Source organism: Streptomyces tirandamycinicus, from assembly GCF_003097515.1.
Taxonomy (GTDB): domain Bacteria; phylum Actinomycetota; class Actinomycetes; order Streptomycetales; family Streptomycetaceae; genus Streptomyces; species Streptomyces tirandamycinicus.
Window position 1 is genome coordinate 895834 of sequence record NZ_CP029188.1, and the last position, 22915, is coordinate 918748.

The following is a 22915-nucleotide window of genomic DNA, read 5'->3' on the forward strand; positions in this document are numbered from 1 at the left end:
GTTCGGCGCCGCGTCGGGCGCGGTCCGCCTTCGGCCCGCGCGGTGCCGGGGCGTGCCGCGAGAGTCCCTACCGCCCCGCGGGCGGACGGAGCTGCTCGCGCAACACGCTTCAGAACTCGGGCCCGTCGCCCGGCTCCTCCTGGTACGAGTAGCGCTGCTCGCTCCACGGGTCGCCGATGTTGTGGTAGCCGCGCTCCTCCCAGAAGCCCCTGCGGTCGGCCGTCATGTACTCCACGCCCCGCACCCACTTCGGGCCCTTCCAGGCGTAGAGGTGCGGGACGATCAGGCGCAGCGGGAAGCCGTGCTCGGCGGTGAGCAGCTCCCCGTCCTTGTGGGTGGCGAAGATCGTGCGCTCGGAGAGGAAGTCGGACAGGCGCATATTGGCGCTGAAGCCGTACTCGGCCCAGACCATGACATGGGTGACCGCCGGGGCCGGCGGCGCCAGCTCGACGACCGTCGAGGCGGGAACTCCGCCCCATTCGGCCCCGAGCATGCTGTATTTCGTCACGCAGTGGAGGTCGGCGACGACCGTCGAGAACGGCAGTGCCGAGAACTCCTCGTGGTTCCAGCAGCGCTTGTCGCCGTCGGCGGTGGCGCCGAAGACCCGGAACTCCCAGCGGTCCGGCTTGAACCTGGGGACGGGCCCGTAGTGGGTGACCGGCCAGCCGCGCTGAAGACGCTGTCCCGGAGGTAGCTCGGACTGCTCTGACGCCCGGTGTTCCCGGCTCTCCGGCTGACCCATGCCTTCAATGGTGACAGACCGGGAGGGGTGGTCATGACCGGGTCTGGGCCGATTCGGGCAACTCCTACTAAGGAGGCACTTACTGGACGGCGTTCGATCACGGTGCGAGGATGCGCGCATCCTGCCCGAGCCACATGTGCGGAAGGAGCCGCTGCGATGCAGGGCGATCCCGAGGTCATCGAGTTCCTCAACGAGCAGTTGACCGCCGAGCTCACCGCGATCAACCAGTACTTCCTGCACGCCAAGATGCAGGAGAACTTCGGCTGGACGAAGCTCGCCAAGTACACCCGGGCCGAGTCGTTCGACGAGATGAAGCACGCGGAGGTGCTCACCGACCGGATCCTGTTCCTGGAGGGGCTGCCGAACTACCAGCGGCTGTTCCATGTGCGGATCGGGCAGACGGTCACCGAGATGTTCCAGGCGGACCGGCAGGTCGAGGTCGAGGCGATCGACCGGCTGCGGCGCGGTATCGAGGTCATGCGCGCCAAGGGCGACATCACGTCCGCGAACATCTTCGAGTCGATCCTGGCGGACGAGGAGCACCACATCGACTACCTGGACACCCAGCTGGAGCTGATCGAGAAGCTCGGGGAGCCGCTCTACATCGCCCAGCTGATCGAGCAGCCGGAGTCCTAGGAACCGGGAAGAACCGTACGGGCCGCGTAAAGGCCGCGGGACCCGGGAGGCTAGGCCGCTTCGCGCAGCCGTACGGGGGAGACCGCACGGGCGCCCACCGGGGCCGTCTCCTCGGACAGGGCGCCGCCGCCCTGCTCCAGCAGCTCGCGGCGCGGGCAGGCGCCGCGGCCGAGAATGCCCTGGATGCGGCGTACGCAGGAACCGCAGTCGGTGCCGGCCTTGGACACCGAGGCGATCTGGCGGGGGGTGCAGGCGCCCGCCTCCGCGTGCTCCTTGACCTGCTTCTCGGTGATGCCGAAGCACGAGCAGACGTACACGCGGTTCACCTCCGGTGGATATCGAGATCGACTGTGGCGCCCACCCCGAATGATCGGTGAGGCTAACCTAACCTTACCCGCCGCCCGCCGGTCGCAAAAGCCCGGGTACGGCCGTGGGGCGTGGATCACACGGATCCACGCCCCACGGCCGGAGCGGTCCACCACCGGTCACGCCACAGATCGCGCCACCGGCCGCGCCACCGGTCACGCCACAGATCGCGCCACCGGTCACGCCACCGGCCGCGTCACTGGTCGCGGTACATCTCCGCGACCAGGAACGCCAGGTCCAGCGACTGGCTCCGGTTCAGCCGGGGGTCGCAGGCGGTCTCGTAGCGCTGGTGCAGATCGTCGACGAAGATCTCGTCGCCGCCGCCCACGCACTCGGTGACGTCGTCGCCGGTGAGCTCGACGTGGATGCCGCCCGGGTGGGTGCCCAGCGCCTTGTGGACCTCGAAGAAGCCCTTGACCTCGTCGAGCACGTCGTCGAAGCGGCGGGTCTTGTGGCCGGACGCCGCCTCGAAGGTGTTGCCGTGCATCGGGTCGGTCACCCAGGCGACGGTGGCACCGGAGGCGGTCACCTTCTCGACCAGTTCGGGGAGCCGGTCCCTGACCTTGTCGGCGCCCATCCGGACGATGAAGGTCAGCCGGCCGGGCTCGCGGTCCGGGTCCAGCCTCTCGACGTACTGCAGCGCCTCGTCGACGGTCGTCGTCGGGCCGAGCTTCACCCCGATGGGGTTGCGGATCCTCGACGCGAACTCGATGTGCGCACCGTCCAGCTGCCGGGTGCGCTCGCCGATCCAGACCATGTGGCCCGAGACGTCGTACAGATCGCCGGTGCGCGAGTCGACCCGGGTGAGGGCCGACTCGTAGTCCATGAGCAGGGCCTCGTGGGAGGCGTAGAACTCGACGGTGCGGAACTCCGCCGGGTCCGTGCCGCAGGCCTTCATGAAGTTCAGCGCGTTGTCGATCTCCCGGGCCAGCTGCTCGTAGCGCTGTCCGGACGGGGACGACTTCACGAAGTCCTGGTTCCAGGCGTGCACCTGGCGCAGGTCGGCGTAGCCGCCGGTGGTGAAGGCGCGCACCAGGTTCAGCGTGGAGGCCGAGGCGTGGTACATCCGCTTCAGCCGCTCGGGGTCCGGAACCCGGGCCGCCTCGGTGAACTCGAAGCCGTTGACCGAGTCGCCCCGGTACGTCGGCAGCGTCACGCCGTCACGGGTCTCCGTCGACTTCGAGCGCGGCTTGGAGTACTGGCCCGCGATCCGGCCGACCTTCACGACCGGCACGGACGCGGCGTACGTGAGCACCGCGCCCATCTGGAGCAGGGTCTTGAGCTTGTTGCGGATGTGGTCGGCGGACACCGCGTCGAAGGCCTCGGCGCAGTCGCCCCCCTGGAGCAGGAACGCCTCGCCCCTGGCGACGGCTCCCATCCGGGCGCGCAGCTGGTCGCACTCGCCCGCGAAGACGAGCGGCGGATACGACTCGAGGTCCGCGATCACATCGCGCAGAGCCTCGGCATCGGGGTACTCGGGCTGCTGCGCCGCGGGCAGGTCTCGCCAGGTGTTGCCACCGGTCGCGGTGGACTTAGCGTTCACGGTCACCCCGACAACATTACGTGGTGAACCGGCCCGTCCACGCCGCCGCCCAGAAAATGAGACGACGGCCACCGGCGGGCGGGAAGCGGGTGGGGTATGGTTCACGGCATGTTCGCGCAGACGACCCAGAACTGGTGGTGGACCGCTCATCCGGCGGCCCGCTGATCCGATCGCGCGAGCAGAATTCCGCGAAGGCCGCCCGAGGGGCGGCCTTTCCCGTGTCCACGGGCCGTTCCTCCCCAGCACGGAAGGAACCCCACCATGCACATCCTCGACCGGCTGCTCGACCCCGGCGCGCCGCCGTTCGCGCTGCTGCGCCGGCTCACCCCGGGCCGCGACCACGACACCGTCGAGGTGCTGACCGGCCCGGTCCGGGAGGTCGAGCGGCTCGCCGACCTCCCGGTGGGCGAGCGCCCGTCGCTGGCGCTGGTGCCGTTCCGGCAGATCCGCGAGCGGGGCTTCGACGTGCGCGACGACGGCACCCCGCTGTCCGTGCTGGTCGCCGAGGAGTGCCACGAGCTCCCGCTCGGCGAGGTGCTGGACCGGCTGCCGGCGCACCCGGTGAACCTCGAGCAGGGCGGCTTCGACGTCGGCGACGAGGAGTACGCGGAGATCGTCCGGCGGGTGGTCGCGGACGAGATCGGACGCGGCGAGGGGGCCGACTTCGTCATCCGCCGCACGTTCACCGGGGTCGTGCCGGGCTTCGGCAGGGCGGACGCCCTGGCGCTCTTCCGGCGGCTGCTGGCGGGCGAGCGCGGCGCGTACTGGACGTACGTCGTCCACACCGGGGACGGCAGGCCCCGCGGCGGGGAGTCCGGCGGGCACGGCGGGGAGCCGGGCGGGCGCACGCTCGTCGGGGCGAGCCCGGAGGTGCACGTCAGGATGTCCGGGGGCACCGTCGTGATGAACCCGATCAGCGGGACGTACCGCTACCCGGCGGGCGGTCCGACGGCCGACGGGCTGCTGGACTTCCTCGCCGACCGCAAGGAGACCGACGAGCTCTCCATGGTCGTCGACGAGGAGCTCAAGATGATGTGCACGGTCGGCGACATGGGCGGTGTGGTCGTCGGGCCCCGCCTCAGGGAGATGTCGCACCTCGCGCACACCGAGTACGAGCTGCGGGGGCGCTCCTCGCTGGACGTCCGCGAGGTGCTGCGGGAGACGATGTTCGCGGCCACGGTCACCGGTTCGCCGGTGCAGAACGCCTGCCGGGTGATCGAGCGCCACGAGCCCGTCGGCCCGGACGGCGGCGGGCGCGGGTACTACGCGGGAGCGCTCGCGCTCCTGGGCACCGACGCGAGCGGCGCGCAGACCCTCGACTCGCCCATCCTGATCCGTACCGCCGACATCTCCGCGTCGGGCGAGGTGCGGGTGCCGGTCGGCGCGACGCTGGTCCGCCACTCGGACCCGGCGTCCGAGGTGGCGGAGACGCATGCCAAGGCGGCGGGGGTGCTCGCCGCGCTGGGGGTCCGCCCGGAGCGCGCGCGGGAGGAGGCGGCGCGGCCGCGGCTGGCGGACGACCCGCGGGTGCGGGCGGCGCTGGACGCACGGCGGGCGGACCTGGCGCCGTTCTGGCTGCGGATGCAGGCCCTGCCGGAGCGGGTCCGGGGGCACGCGCTGGTGGTGGACGGCGAGGACACGTTCACCGCGATGCTGGCCCATCTGCTGCGCGGAGCGGGGCTCGGCGTGACCGTGCGCCGCTACGACGATCCGGGTGTGCGGGAGGCGGCGCTGGCCCACGACGGGCCGGTCGTCCTCGGCCCCGGGCCGGGCGACCCGTCGGACGCCGCCGATCCGAAGATGCGCTTCCTGCGCTCGCTCACCGCGGAACTGCTGCGCGGCCACCGGGGCGGGCTGCTGGGGGTCTGCCTCGGGCACGAGCTGATCGCGGCCGAGCTGGGGCTGGACATCGCCCGCAAGGAGAGACCGTTCCAGGGGGCGCAGCTGCGCATCGGGCTGTTCGGAACCGTGGAGACGGTCGGCTTCTACAACAGCTTCACCGCGGTCTGCGACGACGAGGCGGCGGGGGAGCTGGCGCTGCACGGCGTCGAGCTGAGCCGTGCGCCCTCGGGTGAGGTCCATGCGCTGCGCGGGCCGGGTTTCGCGGGCATCCAGTTCCACCCGGAGTCGGTGCTGACGCTGCGCGGGCCGGAGATCGTACGCACGCTCCTCGACGCGGTCGTCCCGGAGCGGGCGCCCTGAGCGGCGGGTGACGGGCCCGGGCGGCGAACGGTGACGGACCTCCGCGCCGGCCGGTGACGCCAGGGCGGCGACCGACGCGGAGGGGGCGGCGAACGGTACCGGCCCGGGCCGCGCCGGCTGGTGCCGTGCCCGGGTGCCTGCGGAGGCGGGCGGGCGCCCCGGAGGGTCGCGGCGGGCTGGTACGGGAGCCCGGGCGGTGGCCTCCGGGGCGGCCCGGCGCCGGACGGCGGGCGTCGGCGGGGAGATGCCGGGAGTCGGCGGGGAGGTGCCGGGAGTCGGCGGGGAGGTGCCGGGGGAAGTGCCGGGAGGTCGGCGCGGCGTCAGAAGCGCCGGATCACCCGCAGGCTCCTGCTGTACAGCTCGGTCCCGGCGTCCAGCACGGACAGCGCGCCGAGGTCCCCCATCGTCGGCCCGTCGGGCGTCTTGCGGCTGGAGGCGAACCGGTGCCTGCCGTGGCGGTCCCGGCCGAGGTAGATGCCGACGTGGTTGATGGTCCCGCTGTCGTCCCCCACGCCGTCGTCCCCGGCCGCCCCGGGGGTGTCGAAGTACACCAGGTCGCCCGCGAGCAGTCCGTCCAGCGGCGGCGGCTCCTGACCGGGGTCACCGCCGGCGGTGACCCCGGCGACCACGACGCCCGGGCCCCGCGCCGCCTGGTCGGCGGACGTCCGCGGCAGGTTGGTGCCGTCGAAGTCCCGGAAGTTCACCATGGGCATGCCCATGTGGTGTCCGTACACCATGCGGACGTAGCCGGAGCAGTCGAGGAAGCCCGCCCACCGCTTCTGCGGGCCCGTGTTCTCCGGCTGGGCCGGTGCCTCGCCGTTGGGGAAGGTCCAGGTGTCCAGGCCCATGTACTCCCAGAAGTCGGCGCCGACCTCGCGGGTGCCGTCGCCGGTCCCGGGGCCGAGGGGCCCGTATCCCGCCTCGCCGAGCACGCGGGTGCCCGGCACCGGGTCGACCGCCCCGGCCGCGTGCGGCAGGAACATGGCCGCGTAGCCGAGGGCGTCGGGGGAGGTGTCGCCGGCCCAGGCGCGGAGCCGCTCCTCCAGGGCAGGGGTCAGAACGCCGTCGAAGGGAGCGTCCAGCAGCCGCACCCACAGGTCGTGGGTGACCTCGGGCGGGTCGGGCCAGTGACCGGCCGCGGTGAACTCGCCTACCAGCACGCTCACCGGAAGGGCGGTGCCGCCCTTGTTCGCGAGGACCCGGATGCCGACCCTGCCCGCGCCGAGTGCGGAGTCCGTCGCGGCGGCCTGCCAGCCGGCGGGCTCCTCCTGGCCGTCCCGCCAGGCGCGGCAGCGCAGCGCGGACCCCGCGCGCTCCAGCCGGAGGCGCCAGCGGTCCCCCGGCCGGAAGCCGGAGCCGAGCGGCACCGGGCCGCCGAGCACCGTGGTGGTGTTCCCGACCTCCTTCTCCAGGGTGAGCCTGACCTCACCGGTGGTGAGGAAGGACAGCCGGGCGCGGTAGTGGTTGCGCTCGTCGGTGTACGCGCAGCAGACGCCGGCCGAGACGGCGTCGCCGGCCGGGACCCTGTCGAGGGTGAACACGGCCGTCAGGTCGGCGTCCCCGAGCCCGTCGGGGAGCGTCGCGAACTGGCTGAACCCGTCCTCCCGGAGGACGATCGTGCTGTTCCCCGCCTCGACGCGGAACTCCGCCCGGCCGGTGCCGGGGGTCGCCCATCTGCCGCCGCCGGGCGACGAGCCCCAGCCCGAGACCGTCCGGTCGAAACGGTCGCTGAAGGCCTTCTTCTGCTCGGTGAAGGTGCGCCGCAGCCCGTGCACGGTGACCGTCCTCGCCCCCTCGGTGAGGGTGGCGAGGGGGCCGAACGCGTCCGACACCTCGTGGGTCACGGGACCGGCCGCTCCGGTCTTCCTCGCGGTGAGCGGCCCGCCGAGACCGGCGCGGAAGAAGCGCCCCTCGTTGACGTCGTGACGGTGCACCCACACGGTGGCGGGCGGCGGGGTGCCGGCTGCGGCGGCGGGCGCGGCCGCGAGGGACGCCGGCGAGGAGGCGCGGGCGAGGGCCGGGGGCGCGAGCGCTCCCGAGGCGGCGCCCGCGAGGGCTGCGGCGAGCGCGGCGCGACGGCTGACCGGTGACACGATTCCCCCCGATGACCATGGAATACCGGTGCACACCCTAGCGTGATCTTCGTGCTCGGGCTTCGGGCGAGACGGAGGACCGGCGCCGAGGACCGGCGCCGAAGACCAGGGCTGAGGGCCAGGGCTGAGGGCCAGGGCCGGGCATCGCGTCGGTGCGGTGACCGGCAGGACGGTGGCCGAGGGGGAGGGCGTGCCGTCCGGAACCGCCGGCCGCGTTCGGGCCCGGCGGCGCGGCGGGCACCGGGACTCCCGCGTCCCCGGCCCCGGAGGCCGGTGCGGGAGTCCCCGGTGCGGGAGTCCCCGGTGGGCGGGCCGCGCGAGCGCCGTGAGGCCTCGGCCCCTTCCGGCCACGGTCCCGCCGGGGACGCCGTCAGCCGCCTCGCCGTCAACCGTCAGCCGTCAACCGTCAGCCGTCAGCCGTCAGCCGTCAGCCGTCAGCCGAAGAAGACGCCGACCTCCTCGTAGAGGGCCGGGTCGACCGTCTTCAGCTTCGCCGTCGCGTCGGCGATCGGCACGCGGACGATGTCCGTGCCGCGCAGGGCGACCATCTTCCCGTAGTCGCCGTCGCGCACCGCCTCGATCGCGTGCAGCCCGAAGCGGGTCGCCAGCCAGCGGTCGAACGCGCTGGGCGTGCCTCCCCGCTGGACGTGGCCCAGCACGGTCGTCCTGGCCTCCTTCCCGGTTCGCTTCTCGATCTCCTTGGCCAGCCACTCGCCGACGCCCGAGAGCCGGACGTGCCCGAAGGAGTCCAGCGTGCCGTCCTTGAGGACCATGTCGCCGTCCCTCGGCATCGCGCCCTCGGCGACCACGACGATCGGCGCGTACGAGGCCCGGAAGCGGGAGGTGACCCAGGCGCAGACCTGCTCCAGGTCGAACCGCTGCTCCGGGATGAGGATGACGTTCGCGCCGCCCGCGAGGCCCGAGTGCAGGGCGATCCAGCCCGCGTGACGGCCCATCACCTCGACCACGAGGACCCGCATATGGGACTCGGCGGTGGTGTGCAGCCGGTCGATGGCCTCGGTGGCGATGCCGACGGCCGTGTCGAAGCCGAAGGTGTAGTCCGTGGCGGACAGGTCGTTGTCGATGGTCTTCGGCACGCCCACGCACCTGATGCCGTACTCGCCGGAGAGGCGCGCGGCGACCCCGAGGGTGTCCTCGCCGCCGATCGCGATGAGCGCCTCCACCTCGTGTTTGGCGAGGTTCTCCTTGATCCGGCGGACCCCGTCCTCCGCCTTGAGGGGGTTGGTCCGCGAGGAGCCGAGGACGGTGCCGCCGCGCGGGAGGATGCCGCGTACCGCGGGGATGTCGAGGCGTACGGTGTCGCCCTCCAGCGGTCCGCGCCAGCCGTCCCGGTAGCCGGTGAACTCGTATCCGTACTCCTGCACGCCCTTGCGGACGATGCCGCGGATGACCGCGTTGAGGCCGGGGCAGTCGCCGCCCCCGGTCAGTACTCCGACCCGCATGGAAGGTCCCTTCGCCGTCGGTGGCCGCATTCGTCGGCAACGCTAGTGGTGACCCAGGTCACTCCGGCACGGCACAAAGGGTGAATTTCGGTCGGCGGAACGGTGGTTGGCGTCCGGCGGTTCACTCCATCGAGTGGATCGGATACCGAAGCCGGGACAGCTGCCCGGCTGATGGTTCAGGCCTCGTCGAGGCCGCGCTCGATCGCGTAGCGCACCAGCTCCACCCGGTTGTGCAGCTGGAGCTTGCCCAGGGTGTTCTGCACGTGGTTCTGCACCGTGCGGTGCGAGATCACGAGCCGCTCCGCGATCTGCTTGTACGACAGGCCCTTGGCCACCAGGCGCAGCACCTCGGTCTCCCGCTCGGTGAGCCGCGGTGCCGCCGGATCGGCCGGTCCCGCGGCGGGCGCGGGCTCGCTCGCCAGCCGCCGGTACTCCCCCAGCACCAGCCCCGCGAGGCCCGGGGTGAACACCGGGTCGCCGGCCGCGGTGCGCCGCACGGCGTCGACCAGCTCCTCCGCTCCGGCCGACTTCAGCAGATAGCCGGTCGCACCCGACTTCACCGCCTCCAGCACGTCGGCGTGCTCCCCGCTGGCGGAGAGCACCAGGACCCGCAGGGCGGAGTCCGCGCCGACGAGCTCCCTGCACACCCGGACGCCCGGCATGCCCGGCAGATTGAGGTCCAGCACGAGGACGTCCGGCGCCGCGGCCCTGGCACGACGCACCGCCTGCGGACCGTCGCCCGCGGTCGCGACCACCTCGAAGCCGGCCGCGGCCAGGTCGCGGGCGACCGCGTCCCGCCACATCGGATGGTCGTCCACGACCATGACCCGCACGGGCTGCCGGGCCGCCCCGCTCGTCTCCGTCATCTCTCCGCCCTCCCCCGGGTCCCCCGCGGGACCGTCAACTCCACTTCCGTACCCTGTCCCGGCACCGAGACCAGCTCGGCGGTGCCGCCGATGTCCCGCAGCCGGCCGCGGATCGAGAGCGCGACACCCAGCCGCCCCTCGCCCTCGGCTTGGGCGAGCCGCCCGTCCGGGATACCCGGTCCGTCGTCCCGGACCGTCACGATCACCTCGTCCGGACCGTCCTCGACAAGGATCCACGCCCGCGCGCCCTCGCCCGCGTGCCTGCGGACATTGTCCAGGGCGGCACCGACAGCGGCCGCCAGCTCCCTCGCCGGGTGCGCCGGGAGCAGCACCGGGGCGCCCGGCTCGGACAGGGTGACCCGGCTGCCGACCCGCGGCGCCAGCAGCGAGCGCAGGTCCACCGGCCCGCCGGCCCCGGCGCTCCCGCCGCCCGGCTCATCGGGTTCGCCCGGCCCGCCGGGCTCGTCCGGCTCGTTCGGCTCGTCCGGCTCGTCCGGCTCGTCAAGGAGTCTGACGACCGCGCCCTGGGCCGCGTCCTCCGACACCCTGGACGCGGGGACCAGCCCGCCGGCCACCAGGGTCCGCAGGGCGACCTCCTGCTCACCCGCCATCCGGCCGAGTTCCGCCGCCTCGCCCCCGATCTCCGTGCCGCGCCGCTGCACCATGGCCAGCACCTGCAGCACCCCGTCGTGGATGTCGCGGGCCAGCCGCTCCCTCTCCCGGGTCGCGGCCTCGATCTCCAGGGCGCGGGCCAGGGTGCGCTCGGACGCCCGGGCGACCTCGACGACGTACCCGATGGCGATGGACGCGACCCACACCAGCAGCACGTTGTGGATCGTGTCCCGGCTGGGCTCGCCCCGCTCGATGATGTTGGCCACGGCGACCAGGGACGACGCGAAGCCCGCCCAGCGCCAGCCGCCCTTGATCGCGAAGGCGAGCACCGACCCCGCGGTCCAGATCGAGGGGAGGGTGGGGCTGTCGATCTGCTGCGCGTGCACGTCGGCGAGCGGGGTGAGCAGGATGCCGGTGAGGGCGACGGTGAGGTCGGCGCCGAGGAAGCGCTTGGTGCAGGCGGCCGCGTTCGCCACCCTGGGGAGCGTCGCGAACGTCCAGACGGCCATCACGGCGAGGAAGCCGACGGCCACCCAGGGGCGTTCGTACCTGTCGCCGGTGAAGACCAGCAGCAGGACCGCGTACCCCGTCGTCAGCACGCGGTAGGCGGCCAGCGCGCGCCACAGCGGCAGCTCGACCGACATGCGTACGACCCGCTCGCGCCTGGCCATTGCCCGATCCCCCCAGTCCGTCCGGACGGACGACGCTAGCGGTCGCCGCCCCGCTCCGCCCCGCCGGCCGCCTTCGCGGCCCGCTCCGCCTCCTTGGCGGCCTCCTTGGCGGCCTTCTCGGCGTCCGCGATCTGCCGCTTGGCCGCCGTGGCGTAGATGTCCACGTACTCCTGGCCGGAGAGCTTCATGATCTCGTACATGACCTCGTCGGTCACCGAGCGCAGGATGAAGCGGTCGTGGTCCATGCCGTGGTAGCGGCTGAAGTCGAGCGGCTTGCCGATCCTGATACCCGGGCTCATCAGCTTGGGGACGACCTTGCCGGGGGGCTGGATCCTCTCGGTGTCGATCATCGCGACGGGGATGACGGGCGCTCCGGTGGCGAGCGCCACGCGCGCCAGGCCGCCCGGCTTGCCGCGGTAGAGCCGGCCGTCCGGGGAGCGGGTGCCCTCCGGGTAGATGCCGAAGAGCTCACCGCGCTCGATGACCTCGATGCCGCTGCGGACGGCCGCCTCGCCGGCGCCGCGCGCCCCCGAGCGGTCCACCGGGAGCTGGCCGACGCCCTTGAAGAAGGCCGCGGTGAGCTTGCCCTTCACGCCCGGCGAGGTGAAGTACTCGGCCTTGGCGATGAAGGTGACCTTGCGGTCCAGGACCGCGGGCAGGAAGAAGGAGTCCGAGAAGGACAGGTGGTTGCTCGCGAGGATCGCCGGCCCCTCGGCGGGAATGTTCTCGAGGCCCTCCACCCACGGCCTGAAGGCGAGCTTCAGCGCCCCGCCGATGGAGAACTTCATTGCGCCGTAGATCAACTCGAGTGCCTTCCTGGTGTCCGTCGCAAAGACCTTAACCCCTGGCGGGACCGGGCTCCCCACGGCGGTCCCGTGCCGGGCGGGCTCAGCCCTGGTCGGTGTCGGTCCCGTCGCGTACGGTGAATCTGCCCACCGGGGGGACGCCCCCCGGGCCGCCCCGAAAGGAGATCCCGGTGCCGGTCCTTCCTGGAGCCGAGCCGTACCGCCACGAGGGTGGCGAGGTCGGTGTACTTCTCTGCCACGGCTTCACCGGTTCCCCCCAGTCGCTGCGCCCGTGGGCGGAGTTCCTCGCGAAGCGGGGACTGACCGTCTCGCTGCCCTTGCTGCCCGGCCACGGCACCCGGTGGCAGGACATGGCGGTCACGGGCTGGCAGGACTGGTACGCCGAGGTGGACCGGGAGTTCCGGGCGCTGAGCGAGCAGTGCGGCCAGGTCTTCGTGTTCGGGCTGTCCATGGGCGGCGCGCTGACCCTGCGGCTGGCCGCCCGGCACGGCGACGCGATCAGCGGCATCGTGGTGGTGAACCCGGCCAACAAGGTGCACGGTCCGGCGGCGCACGCGCTGCCGGTGGCCCGCCATCTCGTCCGCACCACGAAGGGCCTGGCCAACGACATCGCGAAGGAGGGCATGGACGAGGTCGCCTACGACCGCGTCCCGCTGCACGCCGCGCACTCGCTGCGGAACTTCCTCCGGCTGGTCGACGGCGAGCTTCCGCAGGTCACGCAGCCGATGCTGCTGCTGCACAGCCCTCAGGACCACGTGGTGCCGCCCGCGGACTCGGCCCGGATCCTCAGCCGGGTGTCGTCGACGGACGTCCGGGAGGTCCTCCTGGAACAGAGCTACCACGTGGCGACGTTGGACCATGACGCGGAGCGCATTTTCGAGGAGAGCCACGCGTTCATCGGCCGCCTCGCTCCGAGTGTCGGCGAGAAGGGGAGCACGACCGGTGGCTGAGCAGCACGACGCGGACCGTGACCGGGAGCCGCAGCCCGTCGACGAGGAGGCCGCCTGGGCCGCGATCGTCGCCGGGTACGGGCAGGAGCCCGCGGACCCGCCGGGGGCGAAGCCGTTCAAGTCGGTGGAGGACCTCGCGGGCCTGCAGAAGGCCGTCCGGAACGACGGACCGGAACCCGAGGGCGGCGACCGCGCCGACGGGAGCGACGGCAGGGGCCAGAGCGGAGGCGAGGGCGGGGCTGAGGAGGACGAGGACGAGGGCCCGCGGCCGGCGAAGCCGCTGGGCAGCTCCGTCGTGTTCGCGCCCGGCGTCGGCGGAGGGCCGCGCGACTACAAGGTCGCCGAGCCCGGCGACGGCGACCTGGACGACAGCGACGAGGGCCATTTCGTGCCGCCGGAGCCCCCGCCGCTGCCGGAGGCCGACACCACCGCGAAGTTCGCCTGGCTGGCGGTGATCGGCGGACCCGTACTGCTGCTGCTCGCCGTGATCCTGCGCTGGGACATGACGTGGTGGCTGACCACGCTCGGCGTCGGCGGCTTCCTGGGCGGCTTCGTCACCCTGGTGGCGCGGATGTCGCACGGGGACGACGAGGACGACGACGACCCCGGCCGGGGGGCGGTCGTCTAGGACGCGTCGCGCGGGCCCTCGCCCGAGGCGGGGCCGGTCGCGGACGCCGGGGGTGCGCCGGCGGGCACCCGCAGGGCGGCGAGGACCGGGAGATGGTCCGTGGCCGCCTTCAGATCGGCCTCGTCGACCCCGGGGAGTCCCACGGGCACGCCGCAGCCGAGCACCTCGATGCCGGGGGTCACGAAGACCGCGTCGATCCGCTGGTGCGGGTACGCGGGCGTCGAGGTGTACTCGCCGCCCCAGGGGCTGACCGCCCAGGCGTCCCGGAGCCCGGCGGCGAGGAGCCGGAAGCTGCGCCCGCCGGGGCGCTCGTTGACGTCGCCGGCGGCGATCGCGTGCGGCACGTCCATCGAGGCCAGACGGTCGAGCAGCATGCCGGCCTGGGCGTGGCGCTCGTCGGCCCGCAGGCTCAGATGGCAGCTGAGCAGCCCGATCCGGGCCGCTCCGACACGGACCACGGCAGTGGCGAAGCCGCGCCGGTGCAGCCCCGGGGTGAGCGGCAGCAGAACGTCCTCGGTGCGCTCGACCCTCGCCCGCAGCGAGCACAGCAGCGCCGGTCCCGCGGCGGTCGCCCCGCCGCCCAGCACGACCAGCTCGCTCTTGGCCGCGAGACGGGCGAGGTGCTTGCGCCACCGGAAGAAGCGGGGCGCCTCCTGCACGAAGACGAGATCGGGGCGGCAGGCACGGATGACGCGGGCGAGGGCGTCCTCGTCGTCGCGCAGGGAGCGGATGTTGTAGCCGAGGACCCGGATCACGACCGAACCGTCGGGATCAGTACGGGAGTTGGGCAGCGGTCGCGTCGCGGACGTCACCATGCGCCTCACGATAACGGCCGCCGGCCCGCCGTGCCCCGCCCCGGGCGCCGGGCGCGCCGCGCGGGCGAGAGGGCGGGTGAGAGGTCGGGTGAGAGGGGCAGACCGGGGCCGGACGCTCCGCGCGGACGGCGGGCAGGACCGACCCGGGGGAACGCGCGGACCGGACGGGCGCCGCCGCGCGGACGGGACCGCGCGGACAGCGGGCAGGACCCCAGGGGTCACGCCGCCGGGACGCGCGGGACCGGGGCATCCGCACGCCGCCCGCGTCACCGCGACGACCCCCGCGCTGCGTGACGCGGCCGCGTCGGCGCCCTTCCGGCCCGCGAGCACGGGGGCCGGAAGGGGGGCCGCAGACGCGGGCGCCTGCCGCCCCCGGAGGGACGGCAGGCGCCGGAAGGACGGACGGGTCAGCCCTGGCGGGCCAGGTCCGCCGCGCCGACGAGCCCCGCCTTGTTGCCGAGCCGGGCCGCGAGCACCTGGGCGTGCGGACGCCACTGCCCGCCGATCAGCCACCGCCGGAAGGACTTGCGGATCGGGTCGAGGACCAGCTCGCCCTCGTCCGACACGCCGCCGCCGACGATGAACGCCGAGGGGTCGAACAGCGAGGCCAGGTCGGCCAGTCCCGCACCGGCCCAGCGGGCCAGCTCGCGGAAGGAGTCGACGGCGACCTTGTCGCCCTGCCTCGCCGCCTCGCTGACGTGCCTGCCCTCGATCCCCTCGGGGGTGCCGTCGCCGAGGCCGAGCAGGATCGCCGCGTTCTCCGGGACCGCCGCCGAGCGCTGGCGGGCGTAGCGCACCAGCGCCCGCCCGGACGCGTACTGCTCCCAGCAGCCCTGGCTGCCGCAGCCGCACAGCAGGCCGTCGGGGACGACCCTGATGTGCCCGAACTCCGCCGCCACGCCGAAACGGCCGCGGCGCAGCTTGTTGCCGATGATGATGCCGCCGCCGAGGCCCGTGCCGAGCGTGATGCAGATGACGTCGCTGTGGCCCTGACCCGCGCCGAAGCGGTACTCGCCCCAGGCCGCGGCGTTGGCGTCGTTCTCCACGACGACCGGCAGGCCGACGCGCTGCTCCACCTTGTCCTTCAGCGGCTCGTGCCGCCACTGGATGTTCGGCGCGAAGAGGACGGTGGCCCGCTTGTCGTCGACGTAGCCGGCGGCACCGATGCCGACCGCCTCGATGTCGTGCCCCTTACCGGCTCCGGAGACGGCCGAGCAGATCGCGTCCACGATTCCCTCGGCGGTCGGCGGAGTGGGCACCGTATGCGTCTCAAGGATGGTGCCCTCTTCGTCGACCACGCCGGCCGCGATCTTCGTGCCGCCGATGTCGACGCCGATGGTGAGTCCCATGTGTCCCTCAGTTTTCGGTCGAGCCCCGCTAGGCCCAACCGTACCGGAGGGAGTCCGGGCCTCAGTCCAGATCGATCTTCTCGCTCGGGCCGGGGCCCTCGTCCCGCCGGTCCTGGCGGCCCGTGCCGTCGGTGCCGCCGGTGCCGTCGGTGCCCGCGGACGGCTCGTTCCGGGTCCAGCGCCGCTCATGGCCTTCCACGGCGGAGCGGTACGCGGCCAGCAGCTCGTTGCCCGCGGCCGCGAGGTGGTCGAAGACCTGCGGGTTGCGCTCGATGACCGGCTCGACGGCCGACTTCGCCTGGTTGACCAGCTGCTGCACGGTCCCCTGCCCGGCGAGGCCGAGCAGCGGGTTCTGCAGCGACGACACCTTCTCGGCGACCGCGTCCAGCAGCTTGCGCAGCTCGTCGCCCGCGGTGCCGGTGGTGTGCGGCCCGTACCGCTCGCTGCGGCGGGCCCGCTCCTCCTGAAGGTCCTCGGCGCACGCCGTCGCCCAGGCGTCGGCGTCGACGGCGGGACGTTCGGTCGCATCGCTCATGGCGTACTCCTCGGAAAGTTCCTCGTACGTCGACGGTACCCGAAGGGGAGGGAGCCGTTCAGCGACTCCGCGGCCAGAGCGCGGGGTCGGGTTCGAAGCGGATGCGCAGCTCGCCGTCCCGCAGGGCGGCACCGCTGACCGCGCAGCGGCGCAGCACGGACGGCAGGGTGAGGACGCGGCGGAACGGGCCCGCGGTCAGGAAGAGTTCGTCGTCCCTGCGCACCAGCTGCAGCCGGTCCTTGGCGGCGCCCGGCAGGGGCAGCCGCCAGACCAGCACTCCGTCCTCGGACCTGCGGTCCTCCACCGTCCAGCGGTTCCCCGGGAGGGGCCCGGACATGCCGCCGGCCGGCCCGTCGAGCAGCCCGGCGAGTTCGCCGGGCTGCCGGGGGTCGCGGCCGGTGTGCGCCACCTCCCGTACCGGTACGTCGCCGAACTCCTCGCGCCAGCCCTTGAGCGCGCTCTGCTGCCGTCCCGAGAGGGCCGCGAGGAACGGGTCGCCGGAGCCGGCCGGGACGACCCGGTTGGCGATCACCATGTCCGGGGCGGGCCCGTGCAGGGCGAGGCCGAGCCGGGCGGTGCGCAGGGCGTGGTCGGCGGCCTCGGGGCCGGGTTCGGCGACCAGGCGCACCGAGGCGCCGGGGCTCTCGATCAGGGCCTGGACGGCGGCGAGCTCCTCGTCCCAGCGGGCGGCCGTCTCGTAGAGCCACTGCGCGGGCATCGGCACGCCCGCGAGCTGCGCGAGCACGGGGCGCAGTGAGCGGGCGGCCTGGCGCTCGGCGGGGAGCAGCCGGCGCAGGTAGCGGCGCAGCTGCTCGGGGAGGGCGAGCAGGGCGACGGCCTGGCGCACAGGGGGAAGGTCGACGACCAGCAGGTCGTGGCGGTCCCCGGCGGCCTGCTTCAGGGCCCGCAGCAGCGCGAACTGCTCGCTGCCCGGGAGCTCCGTCAGCTCGCCGTCCTCGAAGGGCACGGCCCCGAGGAGGTCGAGTGCGGCCCCGGCCCGCTCCTGCAGGCCCAGGAACTCGCGGCGGAAGCCGGCGGCCGGGTCGACGCGGGCGACGGTGAGGCCCGGCGGCCCGGCATCCGAGCCGCCTGAACCGTCCGAGCCGCTCCAGCTGTCCGAGCCGCTCGAGCCGTCCGAGCCGCGTGAACCATCCGAGCCGCCCCAGCCGCTCGAGCCACCCGGCCCGCGCGGATCGGCCGGGCCCGGTCCGGGGGCTCCGGGCCCGGTGCCGGTCAGTGCCTCGGGCGGCTCGTCGGACAGCAGCAGGACCCTTTCGCCCCGCCGTGCTCCGGCGAGGGCGAGGGCGGCAGCGACGGTGCTCCGGCCGGCCCCGCCGGTGCCGGTGACGAAAACGGTGCGCATGAAGGGGGGCTTCAGCCCTTCGGACCGGACTCGACGCGCTTCTTCAGGCCGGCCAGGGCGCGGTCGATGATGACCTTCTCGGCCTTGCGCTTGATCATCCCGAGCATGGGGATCTTGACGTCGACGGTCAGCTGGTAGGTGACCTCGGTCCGCTCGCCTCCGGCGACCGGCTTCAGCGAGTACGAGCCGTCCAGCGCGCGCAGCATCTGGGACTTGACCAGCGTCCAGGAGACCGTGTCGTCCCCGGTCCAGGTGTAGGCCAGGACGTGGTCGTCCTTGATCGCGCCGGCGTCGAGCACCAGCCGGACCTGGAGCGCGCGGCCCCGGCCGTCCTTCTCCAGGACCTCGGTCTCCTTCACCTCGCCGGTCCACTCCGGGTAGCGCGCGAAGTCGGAGATCACTCCCATCACATCGGCCGGTGCCGCGTCGATGGTGATGCTCGAGCTGGTGTGTTCCGCCATCGCCGTGGCTCCTTAACTGAACGCCGGACGGGGTTGCGGTGTGCAATCTACCGCGACCCCGGCGGTCACCATTCCAGGGCCCACGGCCGCCCCGTCGCCGCGAAGTGCCCGACGTTCACGCACTCGGTCGCGCCGATCCGCATGCGCCGCACCAGCGGCTGGTGCACATGCCCGAAGATCGAGTACCGGGGCCGGGTCCGGTGGATGGCGTCGAGCAGGGCCCGGCTGCCGCGCTCGAAGCGGCGGGCGACCGTGTCGTACGTCAGCTCGGGCACGTCCGGCGGGATGTGCGAGCACAGCACGTCGACCTCGCCGAGCGCCTCCACCTTGGCCGCGTACTCCTCGTCGGAGATCTCGAACGGGGTGCGCATCGGGGACCGCAGCCCGCCGCCGACGAAGCCGAACACCAGCCCGCCCAGCTCGATCCGCTCACCGTCGAGGACGGTGGTGCCCGGGCGCGCGTACTCCGGCCAGAGGGCGGGGACGTCGACGTTGCCGTAGGTGGCGTACGTCGGGGTGGGGAACGCGGCGAACATCTCGCGGTACTGCTTGCGCACCGCCCCGAGGATCACGGCGTCCCGGTCGAGGCCCGCCCAGAGGCTCCGCCCGAACTCGCGCGCCTCCTCGAAGCGCCGGGCGGTGCGCAGCTCGACGATCCGGTCCGCGTTCTCCACCCCGAACAGGTCGGGGAAGATCCCGCGCGAGTGGTCGGCGTAGTCGAGGAAGAGGACCAGGTCACCGAGGCAGATCAGAGCGTCGGCCCCCTGTCCGGCCCTGGCCAGATCCGTCGCGTTGCCGTGCACGTCGCTGACCACATGAACTCGCATGCCGATCACCCTAGAGTGGTCGTCCGATTCCCAGTAGAGGGCACCGGACCTGCGGTTACTTCCGAGTCGTCCGGCGGGTGGAATAGTGTTCGCGATGCTGCGGCGCACTGGTGTGACGCAGGGAACATCTGGCCGGGACCCCCTATCCGGAACTGAGTACTGATGGGTAACGTCCGGGCAGTCCCCGGTGCGTTCACACAGAGCCGTGGCGCCGGCGCCCGATGAGGAGCAGCAGTCTTGCGTGAGTTCAGCCTTCCGGCCCTGTACGAGGTCCCGACGGACGGCAATCTGACGGATCTGATCCGCCGCAATGCGACGCAGCACCCCGAGGTCGCGGTCATGGCCAGAAAGGTCGCCGGGAGCTGGGTCGACGTCACCGCCGCCCGGTTCCTCGCCGAGGTGCGGGCCGCCGCGAAGGGCCTGATCGCCGCGGGCGTGCGGCCCGGGGACCGGGTCGCCCTGATGTCCCGCACCCGCTACGAGTGGGTGCAGCTCGACTTCGCGATCTGGAGCGCCGGCGGTGTGACCGTTCCGGTGTACGAGACCAGCTCGCCGGAGCAGGTGCAGTGGATCCTCGGTGACTCCGGCGCCGTCGCGGTGATCGTCGAGAGCGAGGCGCACGCCGCCGCCGTCGAGTCCGTGCGCGCCGCCCTGCCCGGGCTGCGGCACGTGTGGCGGATCGAGGGCGACGGGATCGCGCAGCTCACCGCGGCCGGGGCGGAGATCCCCGACGCCACGGTGGACGAGCACAGCGCGTCCGCCAAGGCGGACGACCCGGCCACCATCGTCTACACCTCGGGCACCACGGGCCGCCCCAAGGGCTGTGTGCTCACCCACCGCGCGTTCTTCGCGGAGTGCGGGAACCTGGTCGAGCGCCTGAAGCCGCTGTTCCGCACCGGTGACAGCTCGGTCCTGCTCTTCCTGCCCGCCGCGCACGTCTTCGGGCGCATGGTCGAGGTGGCGGCGGTCATGGCGCCCATCAGGCTCGGCTGCGTACCGGACGTCAGCAACCTCACCGACGAGCTCGCCTCGTTCCGCCCGACCCTGATCCTCGGTGTGCCGCGGGTCTTCGAGAAGGTCTACAACGCGGCGCGCGCCAAGGCGCAGGCGGACGGCAAAGGCAGGATCTTCGACAAGGCCGCGGCGACGGCGATCGAGTACAGCCGGGCGATCGGCACCGGGAAGGGCGCGCCGTTCGGGCTGCGGCTCCGGCACAAGGTGTTCGACAGGCTCGTCTACGGCAAGCTGCGCGCGGTGCTCGGCGGGCGAGGCGAGTTCGCGGTCTCCGGCGGCGCCCCGCTGGGCGAGCGGCTCGGCCACTTCTACCGCGGCATCGGCTTCACGGTGCTGGAGGGCTACGGCCTCACCGAGTCCTGTGCGGCGACGGCGTTCAACCCCTGGGACCGCCAGAAGATCGGTACGGTCGGGCAGCCGCTGCCGGGTTCGGTGGTGCGGATCGCCGACGACGGCGAGGTGCTGCTGCACGGCGAGCAGATCTTCACGGGCTACTGGAACAACGAGGCGGCGACGGCGGAGGCCCTGGCCGACGGCTGGTTCCACACCGGTGACATCGGCACCCTCGACGAGGACGGCTACCTCTCGATCACGGGCCGCAAGAAGGAGATCCTGGTGACCGCGGGCGGCAAGAACGTCGCCCCGGCGGTCATCGAGGACCGCATCCGCGCCCACGCGCTGGTCGCGGAGTGCATGGTCGTCGGCGACGGGCGGCCGTTCGTGGGCGCGCTGGTCACCATCGACGAGGAGTTCCTGGCCCGCTGGGCCGCCGACCACGGCAAGCCGGCCGGCTCGACGGCGGCTTCGCTGCGCGAGGACGCGGACCTGCTGGCGGAGGTCCAGCGGGCGGTGGACGAGGGCAATGCCGCGGTTTCCAAGGCTGAATCGGTGCGGAAATTCAGGGTTCTCAGCTCCCAGTTCACCGAGGAGGCCGGTCACATCACGCCGTCGCTGAAGCTCAAGCGGAACGTGGTGGCCAAGGACTTCGCGGACGAGATCGAGGCGATCTACCGGTCGTAGGGGCTGCCTGCCGGCGCCGGCGGCAGGGGCCGCGGGCCGCCGCTAGCGCCGGTAGTCCTCGGCGAGGACCCGCTCGATGTTGCGCTCGGCGAGCGCGGTGATGGTGAGGAACGGATTGACGCCGATGGAGCCCGGCACGAGGGCTCCGTCGGTGACGTACACCCCGGGGGCGCCCCGGACCCGGCCGTATTCGTCGGTGGCCCTGCCGAGCACGCAGCCGCCGAGCGGGTGGTAGGTGAAGTCGTCGGCCACCGGCCGGTTGCCGCCGAACAGGTCGTACCGGTAGATCGTGGCGTTCCTGAGGTTGATGCGGTCGAAGAGCTTTCGGGCCGCGTCGCCGGAGACCTTGCTCTGCTCGGGCGTCCAGTCCAGCCGCATGGTGTCGGTCCCGGCGTGGTACGTCAGCGTGCCGCGCTCCGGGTTCCTGGTGATGGCCAGGTAGAGGCTGATCCAGTGCTCGAAGCCCATCGGCAGCGGGGCGATCTCGGCGAAGACGGGGTTGGCGGTGTTGGACCAGTCGTCGATGCCCATGACCGGCATCGTCGCCTGGTGGGCGCCGACGGTGTCCCAGAGGTGGTTGGCCCGGGCCGTCATGACGTTGCCGTTGGCCCCCCAGCCCGTGCCGATGTGCTCGCTGAGGTCCGGCAGGGTGCCCGACTCGCGGGCGCGCAGCAGGAGTTCGGTGGAGCCGAGGCTGCCGGCTCCCAGGAACAGCCGGGTGCAGCAGATCTCGCGGGTGGCGACGACCCTCCCGGCCGTGTCGATGCGGTCGGCGGTGACGACGTAGGTGCCGTCCGGTTGCGCCCGCAGTGCGCGGGCCCGGTGGAGCGTGTCGACGGTGACGTTGCCGGTGCCCAGGGCGGCGGCGAGATAGGTGCGGTCGAGACTGCGCTTGCCGTGGTTGTTGCCGTAGATGACCTCTCCGGCGAGTGCGGAGCGCACGGCCTGCCCGGCGGCCTCGCGCTGCATGTACGGGAAGTCGTAGACGTTGGGCACGAAGACGGTCCTGAGGCCGGCGTTGGCGGCGTGCTTCCGGGAGATCCGCGAGAAGCGGTACCACTCGGTGGACTCGAACCAGGCCGGGTCCACGGTGTTGACGCCCAGCATCCGCCGGGCGAGCGGGAAGTACCGGTCGTACATGGCGCCGGCGTCGACGGTCGGCAGCATCTCGGAGAAGTACGCCCGCTGCGGGGTGACGGCCATCCCGCCGTTGACGAGCGAGCCGCCGCCGACACCGCGGCCCACGTACACCGACATGCCGTCGAAGCGCACGCGGTCCAGGACACCCGGGTAGGGGCTGATGTCCTTGTTGACGACGTCGAGCCAGAGGAACTGGGCGAGCGGGGCCTCGGTGCGGGTGCGGAACCACATCGAGCGGTGGTCCGGGGCGCGGGTGCTGCAGAAGACCTTGCCGTCGGGCCCCGGGGTGTCCCAGAGCCGGCCCATCTCCAGGACGAGGGTGGGGATTCCGGCCTCGCCGAGGCGCAGGGCGGTGACGGCGGCGCCGTAGCCGGAGCCGATGACGAGGGCGGGGGTGTGGTCGGCGGCCGCTGCCCGGGAGGCCGGCGCGGTGGTCGCCGCGCGGGCCGCGGGTACGGGGCCGATACGGGTGAGGCCGAGCGCGGCCGCGGTCTGGAGGGCGCCGAGACCAAGAAGGTGACGACGCGTCAGATTTGGTGTCATGGTGCGCAGCATGTGCGGATTTTCCGGTTCCGCCTATCCGCTGCGGGGCCCCTTTTCCGCGGGGCGCAAGAGCGCGGTTCAGGCCGCGCGGGTGGGAACACGGCCGGGGTCGAGCTGTCATGGCAGCCGCGGGCGGGCACACACGGCCGGGACCGTGCCGCCCCCGCAGCCGCGGGCCGGACCCCGACCGGAACCGTCCGCACCCCGGCAGCCGCGAGCCGGCCCCCCGCCGGGACCGTGCCCCTCCCTGCAGCCGGGACGGCCGCGGGC

Annotated in this window: 21 protein-coding genes; 6 read left to right on the forward strand and 15 right to left on the reverse strand. The window is 73.2% G+C overall.

The genetic code is table 11. The annotated features are described in order from the left end of the window. Positions 1-109 precede the first annotated feature (109 nt). Positions 110-742 carry a sulfite oxidase-like oxidoreductase gene (locus DDW44_RS03880; RefSeq protein WP_017949849.1) on the reverse strand — a complete coding sequence of 211 codons (633 nt, stop codon included), beginning with the start codon at positions 740-742 and terminating at the stop codon, positions 110-112. Positions 743-898: 156 nt separating this feature from the next. Here DDW44_RS03880 and bfr point away from each other — a divergent pair, with 156 nt between their 5' ends. After that, entirely contained in the window at positions 899-1378 is a 480-nt protein-coding gene (gene bfr / locus DDW44_RS03885; protein WP_017949850.1) for a bacterioferritin, read from the forward strand. 50 nt (positions 1379-1428) lie between these two features. On the opposite strand, the gene DDW44_RS03890 is transcribed toward bfr, so the two are convergent. Together DDW44_RS03890 and DDW44_RS03895 are read right to left on the reverse strand one after the other, a co-directional pair. Beyond that, complete coding sequence (locus DDW44_RS03890) at positions 1429-1704, reverse strand: (2Fe-2S)-binding protein (protein ID WP_108905534.1); 276 nt, start codon at positions 1702-1704, stop codon at positions 1429-1431. A 236-nt stretch (positions 1705-1940) separates the two neighbouring features. Next, positions 1941-3293, reverse strand: a complete 1353-nt coding sequence (locus tag DDW44_RS03895; protein ID WP_017949852.1) for a class II 3-deoxy-7-phosphoheptulonate synthase — start codon at positions 3291-3293, stop codon at positions 1941-1943. 102 nt (positions 3294-3395) lie between these two features. Here DDW44_RS03895 and DDW44_RS33465 point away from each other — a divergent pair, with 102 nt between their 5' ends. Then, the gene (locus tag DDW44_RS33465; protein ID WP_124277238.1) at positions 3396-3452 is read left to right on the forward strand and encodes a trp operon leader peptide; all 57 of its coding nucleotides are present in this window, start codon (positions 3396-3398) and stop codon (positions 3450-3452) included. 96 nt (positions 3453-3548) lie between these two features. Next, on the forward strand, positions 3549-5489 hold the full coding sequence (locus tag DDW44_RS03905) for an anthranilate synthase family protein (RefSeq protein WP_108905535.1): 1941 nt from the start codon (positions 3549-3551) through the stop codon (positions 5487-5489). Positions 5490-5809: 320 nt separating this feature from the next. Here the strand turns inward: DDW44_RS03905 and DDW44_RS03910 are convergent, their stop codons facing one another. The 5 genes from DDW44_RS03910 to DDW44_RS03930 all read right to left on the reverse strand — a co-directional run bounded on the left by DDW44_RS03910 (position 5810) and on the right by DDW44_RS03930 (position 11982). Next, positions 5810-7582, reverse strand: a complete 1773-nt coding sequence (locus tag DDW44_RS03910; RefSeq protein WP_108905536.1) for a C40 family peptidase — start codon at positions 7580-7582, stop codon at positions 5810-5812. A 434-nt stretch (positions 7583-8016) separates the two neighbouring features. Continuing rightward, a complete protein-coding gene (locus tag DDW44_RS03915; RefSeq protein WP_108905537.1) occupies positions 8017-9045 on the reverse strand; it encodes a 6-phosphofructokinase in 1029 nt (342 codons plus the stop codon). A gap of 176 nt (positions 9046-9221) precedes the next feature. After that, entirely contained in the window at positions 9222-9911 is a 690-nt protein-coding gene (locus DDW44_RS03920; RefSeq protein WP_017949856.1) for a response regulator, read from the reverse strand. After that, positions 9908-11194 (reverse strand): MacS family sensor histidine kinase, encoded by a 1287-nt coding sequence (macS, locus tag DDW44_RS03925; RefSeq protein WP_108905538.1) that lies wholly within the window; start codon positions 11192-11194, stop codon positions 9908-9910. Before macS ends, DDW44_RS03920 begins: the two co-directional genes overlap by 4 nt. 35 nt (positions 11195-11229) lie before the next feature. Then, a complete protein-coding gene (locus DDW44_RS03930; protein ID WP_017949858.1) occupies positions 11230-11982 on the reverse strand; it encodes a lysophospholipid acyltransferase family protein in 753 nt (250 codons plus the stop codon). Between the two features lie 188 nt (positions 11983-12170). Here DDW44_RS03930 and DDW44_RS03935 point away from each other — a divergent pair, with 188 nt between their 5' ends. After that, positions 12171-12950, forward strand: coding sequence for an alpha/beta hydrolase (locus DDW44_RS03935; RefSeq protein ID WP_018890394.1), 780 nt, complete (start codon positions 12171-12173; stop codon positions 12948-12950). Then, entirely contained in the window at positions 12943-13578 is a 636-nt protein-coding gene (locus DDW44_RS03940) for a hypothetical protein (RefSeq protein WP_108905539.1), read from the forward strand. Before DDW44_RS03935 ends, DDW44_RS03940 begins: the two co-directional genes overlap by 8 nt. Here the strand turns inward: DDW44_RS03940 and DDW44_RS03945 are convergent. The 6 genes from DDW44_RS03945 to DDW44_RS03970 form a co-directional block, all read right to left on the reverse strand. Beyond that, positions 13575-14393, reverse strand: coding sequence for an endonuclease/exonuclease/phosphatase family protein (locus DDW44_RS03945; RefSeq protein ID WP_108905540.1), 819 nt, complete (start codon positions 14391-14393; stop codon positions 13575-13577). The two genes, DDW44_RS03940 and DDW44_RS03945, sit on opposite strands and share 4 nt — an antisense overlap. A gap of 407 nt (positions 14394-14800) precedes the next feature. Next, positions 14801-15742 carry an ROK family glucokinase gene (locus DDW44_RS03950; RefSeq protein ID WP_108905541.1) on the reverse strand — a complete coding sequence of 314 codons (942 nt, stop codon included), beginning with the start codon at positions 15740-15742 and terminating at the stop codon, positions 14801-14803. A 61-nt stretch (positions 15743-15803) separates the two neighbouring features. After that, positions 15804-16277, reverse strand: coding sequence for a DUF5304 domain-containing protein (locus DDW44_RS03955; RefSeq protein ID WP_108905542.1), 474 nt, complete (start codon positions 16275-16277; stop codon positions 15804-15806). 58 nt (positions 16278-16335) lie between these two features. Then, entirely contained in the window at positions 16336-17640 is a 1305-nt protein-coding gene (locus DDW44_RS03960; protein WP_108905543.1) for an ArsA family ATPase, read from the reverse strand. A gap of 11 nt (positions 17641-17651) precedes the next feature. Beyond that, entirely contained in the window at positions 17652-18101 is a 450-nt protein-coding gene (locus tag DDW44_RS03965) for an SRPBCC family protein (protein ID WP_017949865.1), read from the reverse strand. 65 nt (positions 18102-18166) lie between these two features. Further along, entirely contained in the window at positions 18167-18928 is a 762-nt protein-coding gene (locus DDW44_RS03970) for a metallophosphoesterase family protein (RefSeq protein ID WP_086018208.1), read from the reverse strand. 237 nt (positions 18929-19165) lie between these two features. Between DDW44_RS03970 and DDW44_RS03975 the strand changes: the two genes are divergently transcribed. Next, positions 19166-20962 carry an AMP-dependent synthetase/ligase gene (locus tag DDW44_RS03975; RefSeq protein WP_018890399.1) on the forward strand — a complete coding sequence of 599 codons (1797 nt, stop codon included), beginning with the start codon at positions 19166-19168 and terminating at the stop codon, positions 20960-20962. A 42-nt stretch (positions 20963-21004) separates the two neighbouring features. Here DDW44_RS03975 and DDW44_RS03980 read toward each other — a convergent pair whose 3' ends face one another. After that, positions 21005-22645, reverse strand: coding sequence for a GMC oxidoreductase (locus tag DDW44_RS03980; RefSeq protein ID WP_208648034.1), 1641 nt, complete (start codon positions 22643-22645; stop codon positions 21005-21007). Positions 22646-22915 lie beyond the last annotated feature (270 nt).

Bases quoted from the DNA above. Each gene is read 5' to 3' on its own strand.
- DDW44_RS03965 (WP_017949865.1), bottom strand. From the start codon at position 18,101: ATGGCGGAACACACCAGCTCGAGCATCACCATCGACGCGGCACCGGCC.
- DDW44_RS03945 (WP_108905540.1), bottom strand. From the start codon at position 14,393: ATGGTGACGTCCGCGACGCGACCGCTGCCCAACTCCCGTACTGATCCC.
- DDW44_RS03880 (WP_017949849.1), bottom strand. From the start codon at position 742: ATGGGTCAGCCGGAGAGCCGGGAACACCGGGCGTCAGAGCAGTCCGAG.
- DDW44_RS03950 (WP_108905541.1), bottom strand. From the start codon at position 15,742: ATGGGACTCACCATCGGCGTCGACATCGGCGGCACGAAGATCGCGGCC.
- bfr (WP_017949850.1), top strand. From the start codon at position 899: ATGCAGGGCGATCCCGAGGTCATCGAGTTCCTCAACGAGCAGTTGACC.
- DDW44_RS03920 (WP_017949856.1), bottom strand. From the start codon at position 9,911: ATGACGGAGACGAGCGGGGCGGCCCGGCAGCCCGTGCGGGTCATGGTC.
- DDW44_RS03970 (WP_086018208.1), bottom strand. From the start codon at position 18,928: ATGCGAGTTCATGTGGTCAGCGACGTGCACGGCAACGCGACGGATCTG.
- DDW44_RS03960 (WP_108905543.1), bottom strand. From the start codon at position 17,640: ATGCGCACCGTTTTCGTCACCGGCACCGGCGGGGCCGGCCGGAGCACC.
- DDW44_RS03915 (WP_108905537.1), bottom strand. From the start codon at position 9,045: ATGCGGGTCGGAGTACTGACCGGGGGCGGCGACTGCCCCGGCCTCAAC.
- DDW44_RS03905 (WP_108905535.1), top strand. From the start codon at position 3,549: ATGCACATCCTCGACCGGCTGCTCGACCCCGGCGCGCCGCCGTTCGCG.
- DDW44_RS03930 (WP_017949858.1), bottom strand. From the start codon at position 11,982: ATGAAGTTCTCCATCGGCGGGGCGCTGAAGCTCGCCTTCAGGCCGTGG.
- DDW44_RS03955 (WP_108905542.1), bottom strand. From the start codon at position 16,277: ATGAGCGATGCGACCGAACGTCCCGCCGTCGACGCCGACGCCTGGGCG.
- macS (WP_108905538.1), bottom strand. From the start codon at position 11,194: ATGGCCAGGCGCGAGCGGGTCGTACGCATGTCGGTCGAGCTGCCGCTG.
- DDW44_RS03980 (WP_208648034.1), bottom strand. From the start codon at position 22,645: ATGACACCAAATCTGACGCGTCGTCACCTTCTTGGTCTCGGCGCCCTC.